At 36.0% G+C, this 22490-nt stretch carries 12 protein-coding genes; all 12 read left to right on the top strand.

Annotated features, from left to right (window positions below; genetic code table 11):
- Positions 1 to 119: 119 nt before the first annotated feature.
- The 12 genes from Q5N74_RS05445 to Q5N74_RS05500 all read left to right on the top strand — a co-directional run bounded on the left by Q5N74_RS05445 (position 120) and on the right by Q5N74_RS05500 (position 22485).
- On the top strand, positions 120 to 2768 hold the full coding sequence (locus Q5N74_RS05445; protein ID WP_304387721.1) for a carbohydrate-binding protein: 2649 nt from the start codon (positions 120 to 122) through the stop codon (positions 2766 to 2768).
- A gap of 15 nt (positions 2769 to 2783) precedes the next feature.
- Positions 2784 to 5474, top strand: coding sequence for a carbohydrate-binding protein (locus tag Q5N74_RS05450; protein WP_304387722.1), 2691 nt, complete (start codon positions 2784 to 2786; stop codon positions 5472 to 5474).
- A gap of 206 nt (positions 5475 to 5680) precedes the next feature.
- Positions 5681 to 8140, top strand: a complete 2460-nt coding sequence (locus tag Q5N74_RS05455) for a leucine-rich repeat domain-containing protein (protein WP_304387723.1) — start codon at positions 5681 to 5683, stop codon at positions 8138 to 8140.
- 260 nt (positions 8141 to 8400) lie between these two features.
- On the top strand, positions 8401 to 10107 hold the full coding sequence (locus Q5N74_RS05460; RefSeq protein WP_304387724.1) for a leucine-rich repeat domain-containing protein: 1707 nt from the start codon (positions 8401 to 8403) through the stop codon (positions 10105 to 10107).
- A 260-nt stretch (positions 10108 to 10367) separates the two neighbouring features.
- Complete coding sequence (locus tag Q5N74_RS05465; protein WP_304387725.1) at positions 10368 to 13733, top strand: carbohydrate-binding protein; 3366 nt, start codon at positions 10368 to 10370, stop codon at positions 13731 to 13733.
- A 275-nt stretch (positions 13734 to 14008) separates the two neighbouring features.
- On the top strand, positions 14009 to 15598 hold the full coding sequence (locus Q5N74_RS05470) for a sialate O-acetylesterase (protein ID WP_304387726.1): 1590 nt from the start codon (positions 14009 to 14011) through the stop codon (positions 15596 to 15598).
- 47 nt (positions 15599 to 15645) lie between these two features.
- Positions 15646 to 17301 (top strand): hypothetical protein, encoded by a 1656-nt coding sequence (locus tag Q5N74_RS05475; RefSeq protein WP_304387727.1) that lies wholly within the window; start codon positions 15646 to 15648, stop codon positions 17299 to 17301.
- Positions 17301 to 18062 carry a DUF6250 domain-containing protein gene (locus Q5N74_RS05480; RefSeq protein WP_304387728.1) on the top strand — a complete coding sequence of 254 codons (762 nt, stop codon included), beginning with the start codon at positions 17301 to 17303 and terminating at the stop codon, positions 18060 to 18062. Before Q5N74_RS05475 ends, Q5N74_RS05480 begins: the two co-directional genes overlap by 1 nt.
- A gap of 139 nt (positions 18063 to 18201) precedes the next feature.
- Complete coding sequence (locus Q5N74_RS05485) at positions 18202 to 19863, top strand: UxaA family hydrolase (protein ID WP_304387729.1); 1662 nt, start codon at positions 18202 to 18204, stop codon at positions 19861 to 19863.
- Positions 19864 to 19893: 30 nt separating this feature from the next.
- Positions 19894 to 20673 (top strand): SDR family NAD(P)-dependent oxidoreductase, encoded by a 780-nt coding sequence (locus Q5N74_RS05490; RefSeq protein ID WP_304387730.1) that lies wholly within the window; start codon positions 19894 to 19896, stop codon positions 20671 to 20673.
- Between the two features lie 121 nt (positions 20674 to 20794).
- The gene (locus Q5N74_RS05495; protein ID WP_304387731.1) at positions 20795 to 21652 is read left to right on the top strand and encodes a fumarylacetoacetate hydrolase family protein; all 858 of its coding nucleotides are present in this window, start codon (positions 20795 to 20797) and stop codon (positions 21650 to 21652) included.
- A 2-nt stretch (positions 21653 to 21654) separates the two neighbouring features.
- The gene (locus tag Q5N74_RS05500) at positions 21655 to 22485 is read left to right on the top strand and encodes an amidohydrolase (RefSeq protein ID WP_304387732.1); all 831 of its coding nucleotides are present in this window, start codon (positions 21655 to 21657) and stop codon (positions 22483 to 22485) included.
- Positions 22486 to 22490 lie beyond the last annotated feature (5 nt).

Here is a 22490-nt window from a genome sequence, read left to right on the forward strand (position 1 = left end):
ATACATTTTATCTAGATATAACAATAATATTGTTAATACCATAAAAGCATTCTTTTTTGTTTTTATAGCATCATTCTCTTTGCTAGGAGAATCCAACAACCAACTAAACTAAATAAAGTATGATTAAAAAAAATACTCAAAACCATTCTCTAAATTCAATATTAAACAAAAAAGCATGCCGTGTTGTGTTCTTTTTGTTTTTAATGGTAGGTTCTGTTCATGCGCAATTTGTGCACCCAGGTTTATGGCATAAAAAGTCCGATTTAGACCGTATGAAGGCCATGGTGGATGCAGACGTTAATCCGTATATCTCATCATTTAACAGCCTAAAATCAGACGGGAAATCGAGTTTCAGTTATGTGGTTAGAAAGGATCCTAATGATCATACGCTTTCTAGAGAAAACCCAGCACATCAACGTAATCAGTATGAAGATGATGCTTTGGCTGCCTACCAAAATGCCCTAATGTGGTATATCACAGGCGATACTCGACATGCTGAAAAATCCATCGAAATTTTAAATGCTTGGAGCAAATTAGTTAATTTTTATGGCGGAGGTACCGAGCCGCTTTGTGCTGGTTTGTATGGTGCACCCTTAATAAATGCTGCGGAAATTATTAAAAGTACCTACACGGGATGGGCTGCTAGCGACATTCAAGCTTTTAAAGATATGTTGGTGTATCCTGGGTATTCGAATACGACGGTGCCTCAAACAGATATAGATAATGATAATGTTACGTTTTATTGGAGAACCTATATGGGAGATCCGGGTAGACATGGTAACCAAGGTTTATTAGCCTGGAGAACCGTTATGGCTATTGGCGTGTTTTTAGATAATGAAATTATTTATGAGCGTGCTTTAAGGCAAATAAAAGGCTTGCCGCATAGAACGGACGATCTTCCTTATCCTTCAGGACCTCCCATTGTAAGCAATACTCCTTCATCGACATCAAACGAATATTACGATGAATTTCAATTAAATGGTCGAGAAAATACCATTCCAGATTATGGTTATGACGACCAAATTCAGCATTATATTTATGATAATGGGCAGTGTCAAGAAAGTAGTAGAGACCAAATTCATTCTTCATTAGGGATAAGTACTATTGCCGAAATTATGGAGGTTGTTTGGAATCAGGGTGAGAACCTTTATGGTTTTTTAGACGATCGTGTTTTATTGGGGCTGGAGTTTACAACCAAATATAACCTTTCATATGCACAATCATACCCAGACCAAACTAGTGCATGGGAACCACCTGTTTTTTATCAATATGGAACAAGAACCGGTCGATGGAAATCATTAAAAATGAACCCTTGGGTTGGTGCTGATTTAACAAGAAATAGTAGAGGGGAAGAAGGCATTTTCAGGCCTGTTTATGAAATGGCCGCTGCACATTTCACTGTTAGAGAAGATAAATCAGATGATGCCTTATGGACACTACGCGCAAGAGAATATGCCATAGAACACAATGGCTATGAAAAAGGAACTGGTACCGATCTTCCGGGTTGGGGAGGTTTAAGTTTTAGACGTCCTGTTAATTGTGCTGGAGACCCCATAAGTGGTTTTATGGGTAACCTTCCAGATTATCAAATGAATGAATTGCCAACAACCATAGAGGCAGAAAATTACGATTTTTTCTCAGGAGCAGCAGAAGGCCGTACCTATCATGATGTGAGTACAGGGAATTCAGGAACTGAGTATCGTGCTAATGACGATGTAGATTTGGAAGTATGTTCAGAAGGTGGTTATAATATCACCAATATCGAGACGGGTGAGTGGTTAACCTACACCGTAAATGTACCCGCAAACGGAATTTATAATATGTCTATACGTTACGCGTCGGCGAATGCGAATGGAACCATCAAATTTAATTTAGGAGATGTCGATGTCACTTCAGATGTTGTGGTTCCTTTTGGAGGTGCCAACTCTACAGGTTTAACCGATTGGAAAGATTTACAAGTAGCATCAAACCTAAGGTTGTCAAAAGGTGTACAGGCTTTAAGGTTGGTGTTTAATGGAGCTTCGAATGCATTTAAGTTAAATAATTTTACGATATCACTTGTAGAAGCAGATCCAGATCCTATAAATTTAGCACCCGTTCATGGTATAGCTACGCAATCAACCACAGCTTATGGTGGTCTTCCTGAACGTGCCATCGATACCAATTCAAATGGTGTTTGGTCAGGTAATTCGGTAACCCATACAGAACATGGAACAACAGGGAGTAATACGCTTAAATGGTGGCAGGTAAATTTAGAGGCTAATTATAAAATAGAAACTATCAATATTTTTAATAGAACTGGTGGCACAAATTATAGTCAAGATTTAAACAATTTTACTGTTGAAGTTTTAAATACAAATGGTGTTGTAGTTTATTCCGAGTTTTTTGCATCCTATCCTAATCCTTCAATTACTATAAGTACTGCGGGTGTAATAGGTAGTATTGTGAAAATATCAAAAACTTCAGACAGAGGAATACAGCTAGCAGAAGTTGAGGTTTATGGTGTAGATGCTCAAGTGTTATCAACTATAAAACAAGAGTTAAACCAAGTTAAAATATTTCCCAATCCAGTAACCGATATTTTAACTATAAGCCATGGTATTGGCGCCGATGTGGAGATTTATAGTGTTTTAGGAAAATCAATGCTAAAAGTAAAGATCGAACACTCAAATCAAACGATAGATATGAATCATTTTAACAGCGGTATTTATTTTGTGAAAATGAATAAAAGTGGTGTTATGGAAACTAAAAAAATCATAAAAAAATAAGCTAAACCTATTCATATGAAAAATCGTAAAAAAACCTTTCGCTTAGTAAAAAGTATTTTTTACTCCGTGTTATTTATGTCTGGAGTTATAGCAACAGCTCAGTCTATTACAGTAAATTCAACCAATTACAAACAAACCATCGATATGATGGGGGGCGATATAGAACGTAATTCCATCGCTATTCAAAATGCAAAAAACAAGGCTGAAATTATCAATTGGGGTTTTGGTGATGTCAATTTTAATTACTGTAGGGTACAGTTTGATAAAAACCAAGAAATGGTTGAAGGCACTAAAAACTGGAATTTTTATACAAAGCAAGTCGCTACGATGCAGCAAATTAAAGCTGTAAACCCTAATATTAAGTTTTTTGCAACCATGCGAACCGATTATGACGGTTTTGGAAACGATAATAACATGCCAGATTGGATTGTTAACTATTCCACCAAAGCCGTAGAAATTGATAAATATGCCGTCTTTTTAGCCGATTATTTGGAGTTTATGGAAGGTCAAGGTGTGGCAATTCATACCATGTCTATTACCAAAGAATGGACCTCATTTGTAAACGCTAGAAGGTCAGATAATATAACCACGTCATTAAGGGCACAGTGTGTTGCAAGAAGTATTACCATGCCATTAATTTCTGAACAAGGGTTTTGGAGTATTTCTCAAGGAATAAGTTTTATAGATGATGTAGCAGCACGCGGTTCGCAAGGCCAGTACGATTCTTTTTGCAGTCATGATTATCAAAACGAAGGCGATACCAAATGGGCTACCATAATAGCAAAAGCCAATGCATTAGGCAAAAAACTTTATAACGACGAGTTTAGTACGGGATCTGGAGCGGCCACTTATGGTGTTGAACCAGCGATGTCTAAAGCCATTGGTGTTTATATAGACAAAGCCATTGCTTATGAAGCGGGCTTAAGTGGGGAGATTTTCTTTGAGATTTGGTCAAGAGGTATTGATAAAGAAACCCGCGCTATTTATTATCCAGCTAATGGTACAGGTAGACGTGTTAAAGGGTACTATATCATGAAACAATTTGCTAATAACATCTTAAATCATACCTATGTGACGTCTTCGGTAACTTCCGCATCCAATGTTTGGACTATCACGTTTAGAGAAAATAACAAAATGGTTTTATGGGTTATCAACAAAGGAAATGCCGATTATACCATGCCAATTAAAATGGATCAATCGACCATAACAAGTCAAGTAACGTCACATTATTGGACGAACAATACGCCTATTGAAGGTTCTACAACGTCTTATACGGCTTCGGGTAATACATTCATACCAACAGTAAAAGGCGAAAGTATGAATTGTTATGTTTTTAATGTAACAGAGGATGTCGTAGACACTTGTAACTTAACACCATCTACTTTATTTGAAGCAGAATGTTACGATACCATGTTAGGTGTAGAAACAGAAGCAAGTAGTGAAGGTACAGACCATGTGAGTGTTATTAATAATGGCGATTGGATTGCGTTTAATAATGTAGATTTTGGCACTGGTGCCAATCAATTTCGAGCACGAGTTGCAAGCAACACTACAGGAGGAACTATAGAACTTAGAACGGGAAGTGCAACAGGAGCCGTAATAGGTTCACTTACCGTGAGCAATACGGGCGGATGGCAAGATTATGTAACAGTGAGTTCTTCAATAAGTAAGCTTACAGGTGTTCAAGATGTGTATTTAGTATTTGTGGGAGGAACCGGAAGTCTTTTTAATTTGAACTGGTTTAAATTGGAGTCTACGCCACCTTCTGTGGCTTTAAATATTTTAACAGCAAATAGTTCGGTTGCTTTAAATTGGACTTTAGAAAATATAGCGTTAGGAAGTCAAAATATATACAGAAATGCCTATTTAAGTGAAGCGGGTAAAACATTAATTGCAGAGAATGTAAGTGGCAACAATTACACCGATACAACGGCAAACAACGGCGAAACGTATTATTATTTGGTAGAAGTTACAGATGCTTCATCTGCAATAATAAAATCTAATTTTATAAAAGCAACACCATCAATTCCCAATTTAGCTTTGGCTTCCCATGGTAGTATGGCGACACAATCATCAACTTATGCGGTCGCTAACGCATCATTAGCTATAGATGGTAATACCGATGGAAATTATAATAATGGCTCTGTAGCCCATACAAATAATGGCGATGGTGCTGCTAAATGGTGGCAGGTAGATTTACAAGCCGACTATAATATTGAAAATATTACTATTTTTAATAGAACAGGAAGCAATTACAGTGAAAGACTCATCGATTTTACGGTAGAAGTAATCGACTCTGAAGGTGCTATTACATTTACTCAGTTTTTTTCAACCTATCCAAACCCTTCCACATCCATAGAAACAGGAGGTGTTATAGGTAAAGTTGTGAAAATTTCTAAGGCAGATGGGCGTGATTTAACCATAGCAGAAGTTGAGGTGTATGGTGTAGATGCGATACTTTCTAATCAAAAGTTTCAAAAAAATAATGTAGAAGTTTATCCAAACCCTGTAGCTAATAATTTTACCATCACCAATAGTATAAATGCGGTTGTTGAAGTTTATAATGTTTTAGGTGAATTAATACTTAAAAGCAACATAGAGAGCAGTAAACAATCTATTGATATAAGTCGTTTGAACGAAGGACTTTACATTGTAAATATTAATAATAATGGCTACTTCATTAGTAAGAAAATTATTAAAAAGTAAATAATAGCTTAACGGGTATAGTTATGTTCTCAACTATAAGTAATTCGAACCCAATTTAAAATAAAGCTTGTAATTGTGTTATAGTCTGTGTTTGTTGACGGGGTTTTAATTGAAATTAACCTATAATTTATAGAGAATGCATGATAATTTATAATCTGCCTTATTCTAATTGGATAGCTTTACATTACAATCAAACTAAAAAAATTATGATAACAAAATTACTAGCTTCAATATGTAAAAAGGTGCTCAATACTTTATTGCGAAATTATTTTTTCTCTTTTGCCTTTTTTCTTTTAGCATGTTTAAGTGTCTCAGCTCAAACAGCAGTAACTGTTACAAGTGTAGCACAATTAGCTACAGTGGCGGCGCAATCAGATCAAATAGTTACCATGACCCCTGATCTTTATAAAATGACAGACTATCTTTACTCATCAGAGTTTATTGCTGCTAATACACCAGCCGATGAATTTGGCAGAAGAGCCATGATTCGTTTCAGTGGAAGCAACAATACATTCGATTTCACGGGTGTAACCATTAATGTAGATACCGCCTTATTAAATGATTTGGGTAACAATGTTATTGAATTTCACCTAACGGGTAATAATATCAATTTTAAAGGATTAACGGTTACGGATATAGGATATGAACCTACAAAAAGTGGCGGTCAGTCGTTCGTAGTATCTGGAGATGATACGGTTGTGGAAAATGTAACATTAAATATGAAAGGTTCTTCACCTTATGGCTACGGTGATTTACTTGGTAAAGGAGGTCCTAATTTAGTGCCAATGCGGAAACACAGTGGCTTGTTGGTAAATGGATTAAACATAACCATTAAAGGTTGTTCTATATATTCAGAATCATTTGGGCATTTGTTTTTTGTTCAAGGTGGTCGAAATGTGCTTTTTGAAGACTGTTATGCAGAAGCGGTTACTAGAACTACCGATGCCATGTTAGCAGAAACTTCAGGTCTTGCTTATGATTTGAATTTTGAAGCAGTATATAAAAATTATGAAGGAAATAGCGTTATTACCCCAGGTTATACAAAATCGTTAAGCGAAGTGGGTTTTCGTACGTATGGCGAAGGCGCAGGAAACACGACGGCAGGTGTAACACTTATAAATTGTACCGCTAGAAATGCACGTGTAGGTTTTGCTTTAGAAGTTGGTGGTCCCATTTTAATTCAAAATTGTGAAGCAACTGGTTGTGAAGCAGGTTATAATATTAATGAAGGAAAAATTGAAAACAGCCGAGGTGATGCCGTTAATGGACCTTTGTTATATTTAAGTGGTTCGGATACCGAAGTGGAATTGGAATTAATGCCAACCCTTCCTACAACGACCTTGCATGCTATTGCAACCATTTCGGGTACCAACCATAAGGTGACATTAACAAAATGGCAGGATAACAAAAGAACACAAGATCATAAAATTTTGGTGGGGGCTACGAGACCTTCTGGAACCAACCCGTTTTCACCTTTAGGATCGGAAACAACTTCAGGTATTACTCTAAATAATTGCACAGAAATGCCTGTAGAAGTCCTAGCAACCACAAGTGCGAGTACTATTAATACAACAGGTACAGTTACTAATAATGGCTCAGGAAATACAATTATCACTAATTCGTGCGTAGGTATAGAAAACCTAAATTTTGATGATGGCACGTATACGTACACTGTTTTAGGTACAAACCCTAATCAATGTAAGGTAACAGGATTTGTTTCTGGACAAGAAACAGCAAATGCTATAATACCAGGAGTTGCCAATAATGGTTCTGTACCGTTTAATGTCGTTGCCATTGGTGATTCGGCTTTTAATGCAAAAACTGTTATTACGTCAGTAACACTTCCTAGTTCAGTAACTTCAATTGGGAATGATGCATTTTCTCTTTGTACGAGTTTAGTAACTATAAATCTTATAAACATTGTAACCTATGGGTCTAATAGTTTCAGTGGTTGTTCAGAGCTAACCTTAGCACCATTAGATTTAACAAATGCAGTAAGTGCAGGCAATTATGCTTTTTTCAACTGTAGCAAAATCACTTCGGTAATTGTTCCAGGTGCTGTAACTTTTGGTGACGGCGTTTTAAGAAATACAGGAATTACTTCTTTTACTATTCCTAGTGAATGGACAGTTTTACCTGCTCAAATGATAAGAGATTGTAAATCAATCACCTCTATTAATATTCCAAGTACAGTAACAACCATGGGCGTTGCTGCTTTTAGAGGGTGTACAGGTATCACAGATATACAAGTAAATTGGACAACATCTGGTGCTATTCCTAGTGCTACCGTAAGTAATTTGTTTAATGGTTTAACATTAAGCGGTATAAATTTATTAGTACCAACAAATACAGCATCATTTTATGAGGCTGCAGCTGTTTGGACTGACTTTAATATTGGAGTAGGCACATTAAGTACCAACAAGCTAGAACAAGAACTAGGTTTTAGTTTTTACCCAAACCCAACAAGCGGTATTGTTTCTATAAAAAGCAAGCAACTTAACAATGCAAGCGTGGGTGTTTACGATTTAAACGGTAGAGAGTTATTAAACCAATCGATTAGTGGGGCATCTTCAGAAATTAATGTTTCAAACTTAGCTTCAGGTATCTATTTATTTAAAGTTCAAGTAGAAAATGGTGTATTTGTAAAACGTATTGTAAAGCAATAGTATCTCTATAAACAAAGTAATAATTTAAAAATCCGATTCGTAAGAATCGGATTTTTTTGTTCAAACAAGAAAGGTCATTCTTTTTCTGTTTTGAAAGAATTGTAGTATCACTTAATTGTTTTTACTTACAGATCTGTAAAATGAATTGGAAAAAGGGTCATCTTTTATAGGACCTGAACTATAAATTATACGATTTTTTCATGTGTTTCTTACTTTTGAAAGTAACCACTAATATTAATTAATCCAAAAATTTATTTATTATGAAAAAAACATTACAATTATTTGTTGCCTTATTGGTAACAGCAACAATGAGTGCACAAACTATAGGAGACCTTTTTACTGATGGTGATTATAGTTACAAAGTAACATCGGTTACGCCGAATGAAGTAGCAGTTACAGGAAGTTCCTTAACGGCTATAGAAATACCAGATACGGCAACAGATGTTGCAACCACAACAACTTACAATGTTACTTCAATTGGAGCATCCGCTTTTGAGAATTCAGCTGTCACTACTGTAGTACTATCAGCAAATGTTGTGAGATTAGAATTGAAAGCCTTTGGAAATTGTGGGTCTTTAACGAGTATAGAAGGTGCATCAAATGTAACTACTTTGGGCAATTACTGTTTTAATAACTGTTTAAGTCTTATAAAATTAGATTTACCGGCGCTTGTGAGCATAGGAACAGGTTCTGTTTACAATTCAGGTGATAAAGCTGGAGGAATTAGTAGTTTTAATGTTCCAAGTACTGTAAATGATATTAAAAATATATTCTTAGGAAGACTTAAAAACTTAACTGCAGTTCAAGTCAATTGGCAGGATCCTGCTACAGAAGTTACCGTAGACCCAACTCTTTTTTTTAGAGATATAGCTATTGGTACCGAGGGTACAGTAACTTTATATGTACCATCAGGAAAAAAATCAATTTATGAAACTACGGCACCATGGAATCTATTTCATGTAAATAATATTGTAGAAGGAACAATACCAACACCACCTGCAGATCCAGTTGGAACCTTATTTACTGTAGATGATATTGAGTATAGAGTAACAAGTGTTGATAACCTAGAGGTAGAAGTCGCATCTAGTACATTAGCGGCTATAACAGTGCCAGCAACGGTGACAAAATTAGATGGTGATGCTAATACGTACAGTGTTACTGCTATTGGTGCTGATGCTTTTTTAAATAATACAACCGTAACATCTGTAGTGCTTCCTACTTCAGTCGTTTTACTTAAAACAAATGCGTTTAGTGGGGCTGTGAATTTAGAATCAATAAACCTTGAGAATATAGTTACTGTTGAAACTCAAAATGTATTTTTCAACTGTCCAAAACTAACAACTGCAAACTTTGCCGCTGCTACATCAATTGGTAACTTCGCGTTTCATGGGTTTGGAGATAGTACACTTTCATCTGTCAGTATACCTAGTGCAGTAACTATTGGGAAATCGGCCTTTAGTACTGCTAAAATGTCTTCTATAAATATTCCAGGAACGGTTACTACTATAGAAGATTTAGCATTTAGAGATTGTACAAATTTAACAGGAATACAGGTAAACTGGACAACCGCTGGAACTATTCCAACTATTTTATCTACTGTATTTACAAATTTAACACCTGCTAATATAACCTTATACGTACCAGCAAGTACAAGTGCTTTGTATGCGTCAGCAGCAGTTTGGCAAGATTTTAATATCGTGCAAGGTACACTAAGCACCAACAAGCTAGAACAAGAATTAGGTTTCAGTTTTTACCCAAACCCAACAAACGGTCTTGTTTCAATAAAAAGCAAACAACTTAACAATGCTAGTGTGGGTGTTTATGATTTGAATGGAAGAGAATTATTGAATAGAAATATCAATGGAACCTCTTCAGAAATTAACATTTCAAACTTAGCTTCAGGTATCTATTTATTTAAAGTTCAAGTGGAAAATGGTTCATTTGTAAAACGTATTGTAAAGCAATAATATCCCTATAAATAAAAGTGACAATTTAAAAGTCCGGTTCGAAAGAATCGGACTTTTTTTTTACTAGAAATTTAACGGTTTTCTTTTAATTTTTGAAACCTTAGAAATAAAATAGGTTTGCCTTGTGTTTGGTGTAAATCATTTAAATGAATAGTGAAAGGGGGTATGTTTTATAATACTTGAACTATAGTTTATACGATTTTTTTTACTTGTTAGTTATTTTTGGAAGTAACAACTAACTATAAAACATATTTAATTAAATGAGAAAAAAAATACTATCCTTTATTATTCCAGTCCTTTTACTGACAATGGGTTATACCCAAGCGCAAACCGTTATAAGTTCGCTTGCCGAATTAAAAAGCCATTTAAATGATAGCGATGGTAATTTCGTTATGACTTCAGGTACTTATTATTTTAATACCGATAACTGTGGCCCAGGTAAGTTGTTTTCAGACCCTAGATTATTGTTATTTACTGGGAATAACTGTACCTTCGATTTTACAGGTGTAAAGTTTGAATATGAAACAGCTATTTTTACCCAATTTGGAAATATAGATATCATCGAGTTTTGGCCTGCAGGAAACAATAATGTCTACCTAAATTTAACCATGGAAGATATTGGTATGACTGTTCCTACCAAAGGAGCAGGTTCCATTCATCTTGATGGTGCCGATAATAGAATTGAAGGCTTTAAAACAACAACTAGGGGGTCTTTTCCTTATGGGTACGGAGATACATTTGGTAAAGGCGGCGGGTCTGTAATAAACCATAATAAACATGCGGGCATACTTGTTAGAGGAGATAGGAACCATTTAAAAAATTGCACTGTGATAATGCGAGCTTATGGGCACGGTATTTTTGTGCAAGGTTCTCATTATGCAAAAATTGAAGGTTGTTATGTGGAAGGCGAGCTAAGAACCGTTGGTGAGATGTTGCAAGAAGAAGGCACGGATTCTCCTGCCGATAATGAGAATTTTGAAACCGTATGGGGCTTTAATTTAAAAGATCATACAAGCGACTATACATTTAGTCTTCAGGAAGCAGGTATTAGAGCATACTCCACAGGTGTTATATTCGATTCGAATGGAAATTCTACAGGAGTTGATAGAGGGACTGAAAACACAACCGTTATTGATTGTACTATTGTTAAGATGCGTGTAGGGGTTAATACGGGTGCAGAAGGTGGTAATAATAAACGAATAGAAAATTGTACAGCACTGGCTTGTGAAGGCGGGTTCTGGCTTGGTAATGATGGCGATGTTATTAATTGTCGTGCAGATGCATCAGTAGGTCCAATATTGTCAGAAGATATTTCACGATCTAATGCTACCTATGAGGTGACTATTTTAGATAATTATATTCCGAAAATTGGAGATACACCCTATTTTTTTGCAGGTGGAACTAACCATAATATTACTATTCATGATGGTACCACTTATTATAATCCAGATATTAAAATTGTTTTGGGAGGCACAAGACCTGCAAATAGATTTTTAGCAGGGTCTGTAACACCGCCACCTACTAGAAATGCTGATAATATTACTTTTACGAATAACACTAAATATCCTGTTATTTTAGAAAATGCATCTGGGTGTACTATAAACTCTTGTGGCCCCGTAACTGGTAATGTGTCTGGTAATACTATAAATAACTTGACTACTTGTGATTATGATAGACCATGTGATAACAGAGCAGACAATCTTCAGGCAGAATGTTATGATACGATGTCTGGTGTCGGAATTCAAGAGATTTCTGGAGGGCATAATGAACGAGAGGTTTTTGGTATAAATGCAGGAGATTGGATTCGTTTTAATGATATCGACTTAACTAATATGGCTTCCATAGAAGTTATGGCATCTAGCACTAATAATGATGTGGCATTAGAGGTTAGAGTAGGAAGTGTAAGTGGGACTTTATTGGCCACCATTCCTATTTCCAATACAGCTAATTCATATCAAGCATTTTCAACAAGTTTAAATGAAACTGTTAGTGGCTTAGTTAATGTTTATTTTGTGGCTACCACTTCTAATGGGCAAACGGGTTGGCTATTTAGCCTAGATAAGTTAAATTTTGTTGCAACCCCTTGTGCTACTGCTTCGTATAACCCATACATGCCTATAAGTGCAGAAAATTTTTGTGATTCTTCAGGTGTTACTGTTGAGAGTCGCTCTGCTTTTAACCAAGTAGTGAGTAATATTGAAAATACAGACTATATAAAATTTTCAAATGTTGATTTTGGGGATAGCGATGTGTACAATGCTATTGAAATTTTAGCGTCTTCGAATACCGCAGGCGGAAATGTTGAAGTGAGAAGTGGTGCGGTTGACGGTGCGTTATTAGCAACCGTAGCAATTACAAACACAGGAGATTGGAATACGTATAACCTCTTTAAAAGTTATACCATTAGTGAAATAACAGGTGTACATGATATTTATTTAGTATTTACTGGCGATAGCGGCTTGCTATTAAATATAGATAATTTTTATTTTCATTATGATGGGTGTTTTGGAGTAGATTATGATGCTTACAGCCAGATAGATGCTTTAGCCTATTGCGAAATGTATGGGGTTGTACCTATAAATAATTCATATCTAGGTGGTATTAATGATAATGAGTGGATTCGTTATGGTAGTATGGACTTTACTTCGGTGGCACCACCACAAATTACTTTCAATGTTGCAGGTTATCCTACCGAGTCAACCGTTGAAAATGGCTATATAAACGTGATGCTAGATCATCCAGAAGATGGCACTATGATTGCCTCAATTACAGTCCCTAAAACAGGAGGATGGGAAGTTTGGGAACAGGTTACTACTTCTTTAATTCAAGAAGTTACCGGTGTACATGAGGTTTATTTGTACTTTGGAAATGGTGCTTTTAATTTAGACTGGTTTCAATTTCACGAAGATATGCCTGAATTAACCAACCTAGCATTAGCTACTAACGGAGGTGTTGCTACACAATCAACCACGGATTATGGGGGAGAGGCTAGTAGAGGTAACGACGGTAGTACGAATGGTAATTTTGGTGGAAATTCCGTAACACATACCCAGCACGGAACCAATGGGGCCAATACGCTTAAATGGTGGCAAGTAGATTTGGGTGCGAATAAGTCCATTTGGGAAATTGTAATTTACAGCAGAACAGGTAGTAGTAATGGTACGCCTTATGTTAATGATTTTAATAACTTTACTGTGGAGGTGTTAAACGCTAATGGTGATGTTACATTCACCCAATTTTACGCAGCCTATCCATCCACACGCCCATTAACCATAGATACTGGTGCGATAACAGGTAAAGTTGTAAGAATATCAAAAACTTCAGATCGAGCCATTGCTCTAGCCGAGGTTGAAGTTAATGGTACAAATACGTTAAGTGTGGGTGATTTTTTACAAGGACAAATAAAACTGTACCCAAACCCAACAAACGGTCTTGTTTCAATAAAAAGCAAACAACTTAACAATGCTAGTGTGGGTGTTTTTGATTTGAATGGAAGAGAATTATTAAATAGAAATATCAACGGAACATCTTCAGAAATTAACATTTCAAACTTCGCTCCAGGTATCTATTTATTTAAAGTTCAAGTGGAAAATGACTCATTTGTAAAACGTATTGTAAAGCAATAATATCCCTGTAAACAAAAGTGATAATTTAAAAGTCCGGTTCGAAAGAATCGGACTTTTTTATTTAAAAGTAACAGCTAACATCGCGAACCTGTTTTTAATACAGGTGAAGGCTGTAATGGCTCTATATACGCTGCTTTGCTGTAATTACTCTGCTTATGAATCATTATTTATAGTTTATGGGCTATCATTTATACTCTGTGATTTCTATTTTCACCAACTTGCATAAAATTTCTGTTTTTCCCTAATAGGATACTAAAACTACTAAATATATGCGCTTGTATTTTAAAATTTTTACTGTTTTAATATTTATTTTACCACTTACAACTCTTGCCAATGTGTCGGTGAATGCTTTGTTTTCAGACCACATGGTGATTCAACGAGAAACCGAAATTCCTGTTTGGGGTTGGGCAGATCCTAATGAGAAGGTTGAGGTAGTAGGTAGCTGGGGTAAAAGTGCAACGGTTATTACGGGAGCCGATGGAACTTGGACACTTAAATTAAAAACACCTAAAGCTGGTGGCCCATATAATATCACCATTACTGGGAAAAATAAAATTATAATAGACGATGTGCTTTCAGGTGAAGTTTGGTTATGCACTGGGCAGTCTAATATGGATTTTGCTTTAGAGAAATTTTTGAAAGATTCTAGAGAACCACAATATCAACCTTTGGTAGAATATTTACGAACCGAGGTGGCTTCTGCAAACGATGATCAACTTCGTCATATCGAAGTCCTTCAAAATACATCGTTATACGAAAAACAATCAAAATTTAAAGGGCAGTGGATTAGCGCGAAAGGCGAAGACCTAAAAAAAATCACAGCAACAGGTTACTTTTTTGCCAAAGAATTACGCAAGCAATTAAAGGTGCCAATTGGTTTGGTAGAATGTTCTTGGGGCGGTACGCGTGTAGAACCTTGGATTTCTGAAGCGTCTTATTTAGCCGACGAAAATATGAAAGCATATTTTGAAGCGAGCAGAAAGGAAATAAAAGAAACCATAGAAATTATGGATGCTGAAGGCTATGTAGATGCAGATTATGAACGAGCCTTGGCGAATTGGAAAGAAAAGGGTGAGAAAGGTCGTAAACCAAAACCAGCTACACACCCAAAAGATAATATGCAACTTCCTGCAACATTGTATAATGGGATGTTAAATGCCGTTATTCCTTATGCTATTAAAGGGGCTATTTGGTATCAAGGGGAAAGTAATGCTATGTATTTGGCTAATGATTATGAAGACCATTTTACAGCCATGATAAATGGTTGGAGAGCCGACTGGAATCAAGGTGATTTTTCATTCTATTTCACCCAATTAGCAGCTTGTAAAAGAGGTGATGATGAAGCGGATAAAGGTTGGGCAACTGTTAATAATGAACTTAGAAAAACGCTAAAACTACCAAACACCGGTATGGCTGTTTTATATGATATTGGGGAAGCAAGCGATATACACCCGCATAATAAAATGGATGCAGGTAAACGTTTCGCTTTTTGGGCATTAGAGAAAGATTATAACATAAAAGTAAAAGCCGTTAGTGGTCCATTATACAAAAGTCACAAAGTGAAAGCTGGTAAATTGGAAATAGAATTTACCGAGGCTGGTTCTGGCTTAATTACGGCGCATAAGCATTTACTTAATGATGCTGTTAGGGTTGGTGAGCCTTTAAAAACATTTGAAATTGTAGGTAGTGATGGTATCTGGAAACAAGCAGTAGCAAAAATAGTATCTAAAAATAAAATTGAAGTTTGGAATGCATCTGTTCCAAACCCTGCTCAAGTACGTTATGCTTGGTCTGGAACGCCAGATGGTGCCAATTTATATAATAAGGAAGGTTTGCCAGCAGCCGTGTTTTCAACAGAAGATTAGGACGTCGTATCACTGTAAAATAAGTACTAATAGTTTCAATATATTAAATGAAAAAAAATAAAGTAAATACCATAAAAAAAACGCTTTTAGTTTTAAGCCTAACAGTATTAGGTTGTATCCAAATGCAGGCTCAAAAAACAATACAGATTGATGCCAACGGACAAAGCGAAAAATTCGATCATTTTTGGAGTAAAATGGTGGGTGCAGGTCGTGCGAATGAAGGTTTGCGTGCTGGTTGGTTAGAGCAGTTGGAGCAAGTACAAGAAAATTGCGGATTTGAATATGTGCGTTTTCATGGTTTGTTTCACGACGATATGTTTCCTGTGATTATAGAACGCGGGAAAACCATTTATAACTGGCAATATATTGATGATTTGTTCGATAGAATGTTAGATTTAAATGTGAAACCCTTTGTAGAATTAGCCTTTTTACCAACAAGTATGGCTGCGGAAAATTCTAAAACCGTTTTTTGGTGGAAAGCAAATATTACACCAGCAGAAGATTCTTTTGAAAAATGGCATGATTTGGTAAAAGCCTTCACTCAACATTGTGTAGATCGCTATGGAATGGAGGAAGTCTTGACTTGGTATTTTGAAGTGTGGAACGAGCCGAATTTATACCCATTGTTTTGGGATGGAACCAAATCTCAGTATTTCGAATTATACAAGCAATCAGCCATAGCAGTAAAATCTGTTGATAAGAGGTTGAAAGTAGGAGGACCATCAACCAGTAATTTTGTGCCAGATACACGTTTTGATGGAGAGACAACAGATGAAAAAGCGTCTGATGCCGTTTTCAATACAGAGGATATTAATAGTTTAGAGTGGCATGGCGTATGGATTGAAGATTTTTTAAAGTATTGTGCTAAAGAAAAACTTCCGGTAGATTTTGTTACAACACACCCGTATCCAACTGATTATGCTTTCAACCCAGAAACAGGAAAAGGTAAAGGCTTAACGCGTTTTGCAAGGTCTACGAAATTAGATTTGGAGTGGTTGAATAAAACCATAAAAAAGAGTGCGTACCCAGAAGCAGAAATTCACTTAACCGAATGGAATACAAGCCCGAGTAGTCGTGATGAGATGCACGACCGTTTACCTGCTGCGGCCTATATTGTAAAAACAAATTTAGATTGTATTGGCTTAACCAATTCGTTAGCGTTTTGGACGTTTACTGATATTTTTGAGGAAAAAGGCGGAGCAGCAAGCATCTTTCATGGTGGTTTCGGGATGATTAATTTTCAAGGTTTGGTAAAACCTTCGTATCATGCCTACAGAATGCTTCATCAGTTAGGTGACCAAAAACTGTATAAGGACGAATTTTTATTTGTTAGTAAAAACTCAAAAACGAATACGATTTCAGCATTAGCTTATAATTATCCAAAAGAATATGAAAATGCGGTGCCTTCAGGTTCAGATAAACGCGAAACGGGTACTGCTAAAAATCTTAATTTCACATTAAAAGGACTAAAGGCTGGAAGCAATTTTGTAATTGAAATTTTGGATAAAGACCATGGTAATATTCATAATTTCTGGGAAGCGATGGGGAAACCAGAACCGCCAACACGAGAAGAAATTAAAGTAATGAAAGCGTACGCGAATACCATGAAAACAAATTATGTAAAAGCAGATAAAAATGGCGTACTAACTATAAATCAAGACCTAACACCTTGGAGTGTGGTTTTAATTAAACAAGTAAATTAATGAGAGTTATAAATTTCAGATTATTTCAAAATAAAATAAAAGGAGGTGCTATGTCTATGGCAGCTCTTTTATTCGTTCTTATAAGTGCTTGTTCAAGTAATAAAAATACGGTCATGGTTAAGGGCGATACACTGCATGCCCAATTAATTTTTCAAGAAAATTTTGATAAAGGTTTAGAGAACTGGCAAGTAGAACAAATGCCAAAGGGAACTGTAGAAGTTAAAAACAGCAAATTAGAAATTGACGATGTTTCGGGCTGTACGGTTTGGTTAAAAGAAAAGTTTGAAGGCTCTATCATGATAGAGTACGATGTCTTTATGATTAAAAATGGGGGGCCAAACGATCGGGTATCCGATTTAAATTGTTTTTGGATGGCTAACGATCCTGAAAACCCAAACAATTTGTTTGCAAACTCAGAGAAACGTGGTGGTAAATTTTCGAATTATGATTCTTTGAAACTTTATTATATGGGTGTTGGTGGTAACGATAATGGTACCACACGCTTTAGAAGGTATGTTGGTAATGGAGAACGTCCTTTACTTCCGCAACACGATTTAAGCGATGCTAAATTCATGCTGGAACCAAATAAAGTCTATCACATTAAAATTGTGGCACATCAAGGCACTATTCAGTACTTTAGAGATAATATATTGTTTGCTGAATTGGAAGATGCGAACCCATATACGTCTGGTTATTTCGGATTTAGAACTGTAAAAAATCACATGACGGCAGACAATTTTAAGGTCTATAAATTGAAATAGTAATGATGAAACCCGTCCTAACGGAGGTGGTTTGTCCTGTTTGGGCAAAAATAGTATTAGTAATGGCACGAGATTTAGAAGACATTGCGTGTTTTCAATAGTATTTTTGTGTTATCAATTTTATAATATTTTAGTTTAAATGAAAGATCAAAAGAGTGTACTAAAAATACATGCAAAAGATAATGTGCTTGTAGCCTTAACCGATTTGGAAAAAGGAGCTACAATTACTTTTGAAGATAACGTGTATACAGTTCAGAACAACATTGCTGCCAAACATAAGTTTGTGACAGAAGATTTGGCAACGGGCGATTCCGTTTATATGTACGGAGTTTTGGTTGGTAAAGCCAAAAAAGCCATTGCAAAAGGCGATCTTATAAGCACGACCAACTTAATTCATGACACAGAGCATTACGCAGTTCAAGATAGTAATGAACAGGAAGTTTGGCAAGCGCCAGATGTCTCTAAATTTATAAATAAAACCTTTAAAGGCTACCACCGTGCAGACGGAAAAGTAGGGACAGAAAATAACTGGTTAATTATACCTTTAGTATTTTGCCAGAATAGAAATGTTGAAGTTTTAAAACAAGCTTTGGTTGAAAAACTGGGTTATGGGAAGAAACAACATTTAGGTTTAGATGTCGATGCTTTAATTAATGATTATAAAGCAGGCGTTTCTACAGATGCTATTTTAGAAAAAAATATTTTAACGGATGGTGAAGACCAATCTAAAAACCCGTTATTCCCCAATGTAGATGGGATAAAATTCTTAACGCACGACGGTGGTTGTGGAGGCGCAACTTCAGATGCTATAACCCTATGTAATTTGCTTGCAGGTTATATAAACAACCCGAACGTTGCAGGTGCTACCGTGCTAAGTTTAGGTTGCCAACATGCACAGGCAAGTATTCTTCAAGATGCTTTGTCTAGAATGGCAGCAGATAACCAGAAACCCGTGTATGTTTTAGAACAACAACAAAGTGTTTCAGAAAAAGAATTATTGGCAGAAGCGGTGAAGAAAAGTTTTGTTGGTTTAATAGAAGCCAATAAAATGGAGCGTCAACCAGCGCCTTTATCAAAATTAGTAATAGGCTTGGAGTGTGGAGGTTCAGATGGATTTTCAGGAATTTCAGCCAACCCAACATTAGGCTATGTATCCGATTTAATTGTTGGTTTAGGTGGAGCAACGGTATTGTCAGAATTTCCAGAGCTTAACGGTGTAGAGCAGGAGCTTATCAATAGATGTACAAGCCCAGAGAAAGCAACGAAGTTTTCTCATATTATGTCAACGTATAATTCAAAAGCAGAAGCTTTAGGTGCAGCCTTTTCAATGAATCCATCACCAGGAAACATAAAAGATGGTTTAATTACAGACGCTATCAAATCGGCAGGAGCCGCTAAAAAAGGAGGTACGTCACCAATTGAAGATGTGCTAGATTACACAGAACAGGTTACAAAAAGTGGTTTAAACTTATTATGTACCCCTGGAAACGATGTAGAATCTACAACAGGTTTGGCCGGTTCTGGTTGTAATATCATTTTGTTTACAACAGGTTTAGGAACTCCAACAGGAAACCCAATAACGCCTGTAGTAAAAGTATCTTCGAATACCAAATTGTTCGAAAAAATGCCTGATATTATCGACTTTAATACCGGTGCGATTATAGAAGGTTCAGCAACTATAGAAACTACTGGTGAAGATTTATTAGACTACATTATTGAAGTTGCCAGTGGTAAACAAACAAAAGCAAGACAGTTACGACAAGACGATTTTATTCCTTGGAAACGAGGCATGTCTTTGTAAAAATAATTTCATAAAAATAATTGACTAGACATGACAAAATTCAGTTTAAAAAATAAAGTAGCACTTGTAACAGGTGGTGGTAGTGGTATTGGTAAAGCTATTTCTTTAACATTTGCAAAGCAAGGTGCTAAAGTACATATCTTAGATTTTAATTTAGAAGCAGCACAAGAAACGGTTGCAGAAATTGAGGCATTCGGTGAAGCTGCAGAAGCACATAAATGTGATATTGCAAATCAAACCAATGTGAATAGTATTGTAGCGAGCATTACGAATAATGGTTCAATAGATATATTAATTAATAATGCAGGAATTGCACATATTGGTAATATTGAAGCTGTGGAAGAAGCAGATTTAGATCGCTTATATAATGTAAATATTAAAGGTGTATATAATTGTATTAAAGCCTGTTTGCCAGCTTTAAAAACTAAAGGAGGGGTTATTTTAAACCTAGCGTCTATTGCATCATCGGTTGGTATTAACAATCGATTTGCATATTCTATGACAAAAGGAGCGGTTTTAACCATTACATATTCCATCGCAAAAGATTATATTGCAGACGGAATTCGCTGTAACTGTATTTCACCAGGACGTGTACATACACCTTTTGTAGATGGGTTTATTAAGCAAAACTACCCAGGACAGGAAGAGGAAATGTTTGAGAAACTATCAAAAACTCAGCCAATTGGCCGTATGGGGAAACCACAAGAAATGGCAGATTTAGCATTGTATTTATGTTCAGATGAAGCAGGTTTTATCACAGGGTCTAATTACGCAATCGATGGTGGCTTTGTAACACTAAACGGAAACTAAAAATAATATTACAATTAAATATTTAAACAGATGAAACAACCACAACTAAAATGCCGTCTGCAGAGTAAGGTGTTTATAGGGGTGTAACATCTGATAATTAAAAAACAATAAAAATAAACAGATGAAATTAATACGATTTGGCGCTGAAGGAAACGAGAAACCAGGAGTGCAGTTAGAAAATGGAGCTAAAATAGATGTATCTGGTTTTGGAACGGATTATAATGAAGAATTCTTCGGAAATAATGGGATCGAAAAACTAGCTGATTGGTTAAAAGAAAACCAAGAGAGTTGTCCTGCAATTGCTGAAGGGACGCGTTTAGGAGTGCCATTAACACGACCATCTAAAATTGTGTGTGTTGGGTTGAACTATGCACAACATGCGGCTGAAGCTGGAATGGAGGTGCCAAAAGAGCCTGTATTGTTTTTTAAATCAACAACTGCTTTAGTAGGACCAAATGATACTGTTATTCTTCCTAAAGGAAGTACAAAATCAGATTGGGAAGTTGAATTAGCAATTGTAATTGGTAAAAAAGCGTCTTATGTTGAAGAAGCCGATGCTTTCGATCATATCGCAGGTTATGTATTGCATAATGATGTAAGTGAACGCGCTTTTCAAATTGAGCGTTCAGGACAATGGTGTAAAGGTAAAGGTTGTGATACATTCGCACCTGTAGGTCCTTTTATTGCCACTAAAGAAGAAATTAAAGATCCGAATAACTTAAACTTATGGTTAAAAGTAAATGGGGAAATGATGCAAAATAGCAGTACGTCCGATTTTATTTTTAACGTACAACACGTAGTGAGTCACATCAGTCAGTTTATGACTTTATTACCTGGTGATATCATTTCAACAGGAACTCCTTTTGGTGTTGGTTTAGGTTTAAAACCACCAGTATATTTAAAAGAAGGCGATGTTATGGAATTAGGAATTGAAGGTTTAGGAACATCTAAACAAGTTTGTAAAAATTACAAGGCTTAAGCATGACAATTGATGCCCATCAGCATTTTTGGAATTTCAATCCAGTTAGAGATAGCTGGATTGATGATTCTATGGCTATTATAAGAAGAGATTTTCTGCCTGAAGATTTAAAACCCGTTTTGGATGCGAATGGGGTAGATGGTTGTATTGCTGTACAAGCAGATCAATCGGAAACTGAAACCGCATTCTTATTGCAATGTGCCGAAGAAAACCCGTTTGTGAAAGCGGTTGTAGGATGGGTAGATTTATGTGCAGATTCTGTGGAAACACAACTGGCACATTTTTCAAAAAATAAACTTTTTAAAGGTGTACGCCATATTGTACAAGCGGAAAGTGAGACCTTTGTTTTACGAGCCGATTTTCAAAATGGTATTAGTAAATTAGAACAATTTGGTCTTGTTTACGATGTTTTGGTATTTCCACATCATTTAGAAAATACCATCAAATTGGTGCGAAAATTTCCGAAGCAACAATTTGTATTAAATCATATTGCGAAACCAAAAATGTCTGAGGCCATAGATGCTGCTTGGTTGAAAAATATTCAAACATTAGCAAGTTTCCCAAATGTATCTTGTAAAATTTCTGGTTTAGTAACCGAAACTGAGAATTTTGAGTGGAACGAAGCGATGTTCAAGCCGTTTATGGATGGTGTTGTTGAAGCGTTTGGCGTTGATAGATTGCTTTTTGGTTCCGATTGGCCTGTGTGTTTATTAGCCGGTGAATACCAAGAAGTAATGCAGATAGTAAAAAAATATTTTATTGATTTTTCTAAAGAAGACCAAGACAAGGTGATGGGAGAAAATGCAATAAGAATCTATAACATAAAAAGATAATAAGT

Source organism: Mariniflexile sp. AS56, assembly GCF_030552475.1.
In the GTDB taxonomy this organism is placed as follows: Bacteria; Bacteroidota; Bacteroidia; order Flavobacteriales; family Flavobacteriaceae; genus Mariniflexile.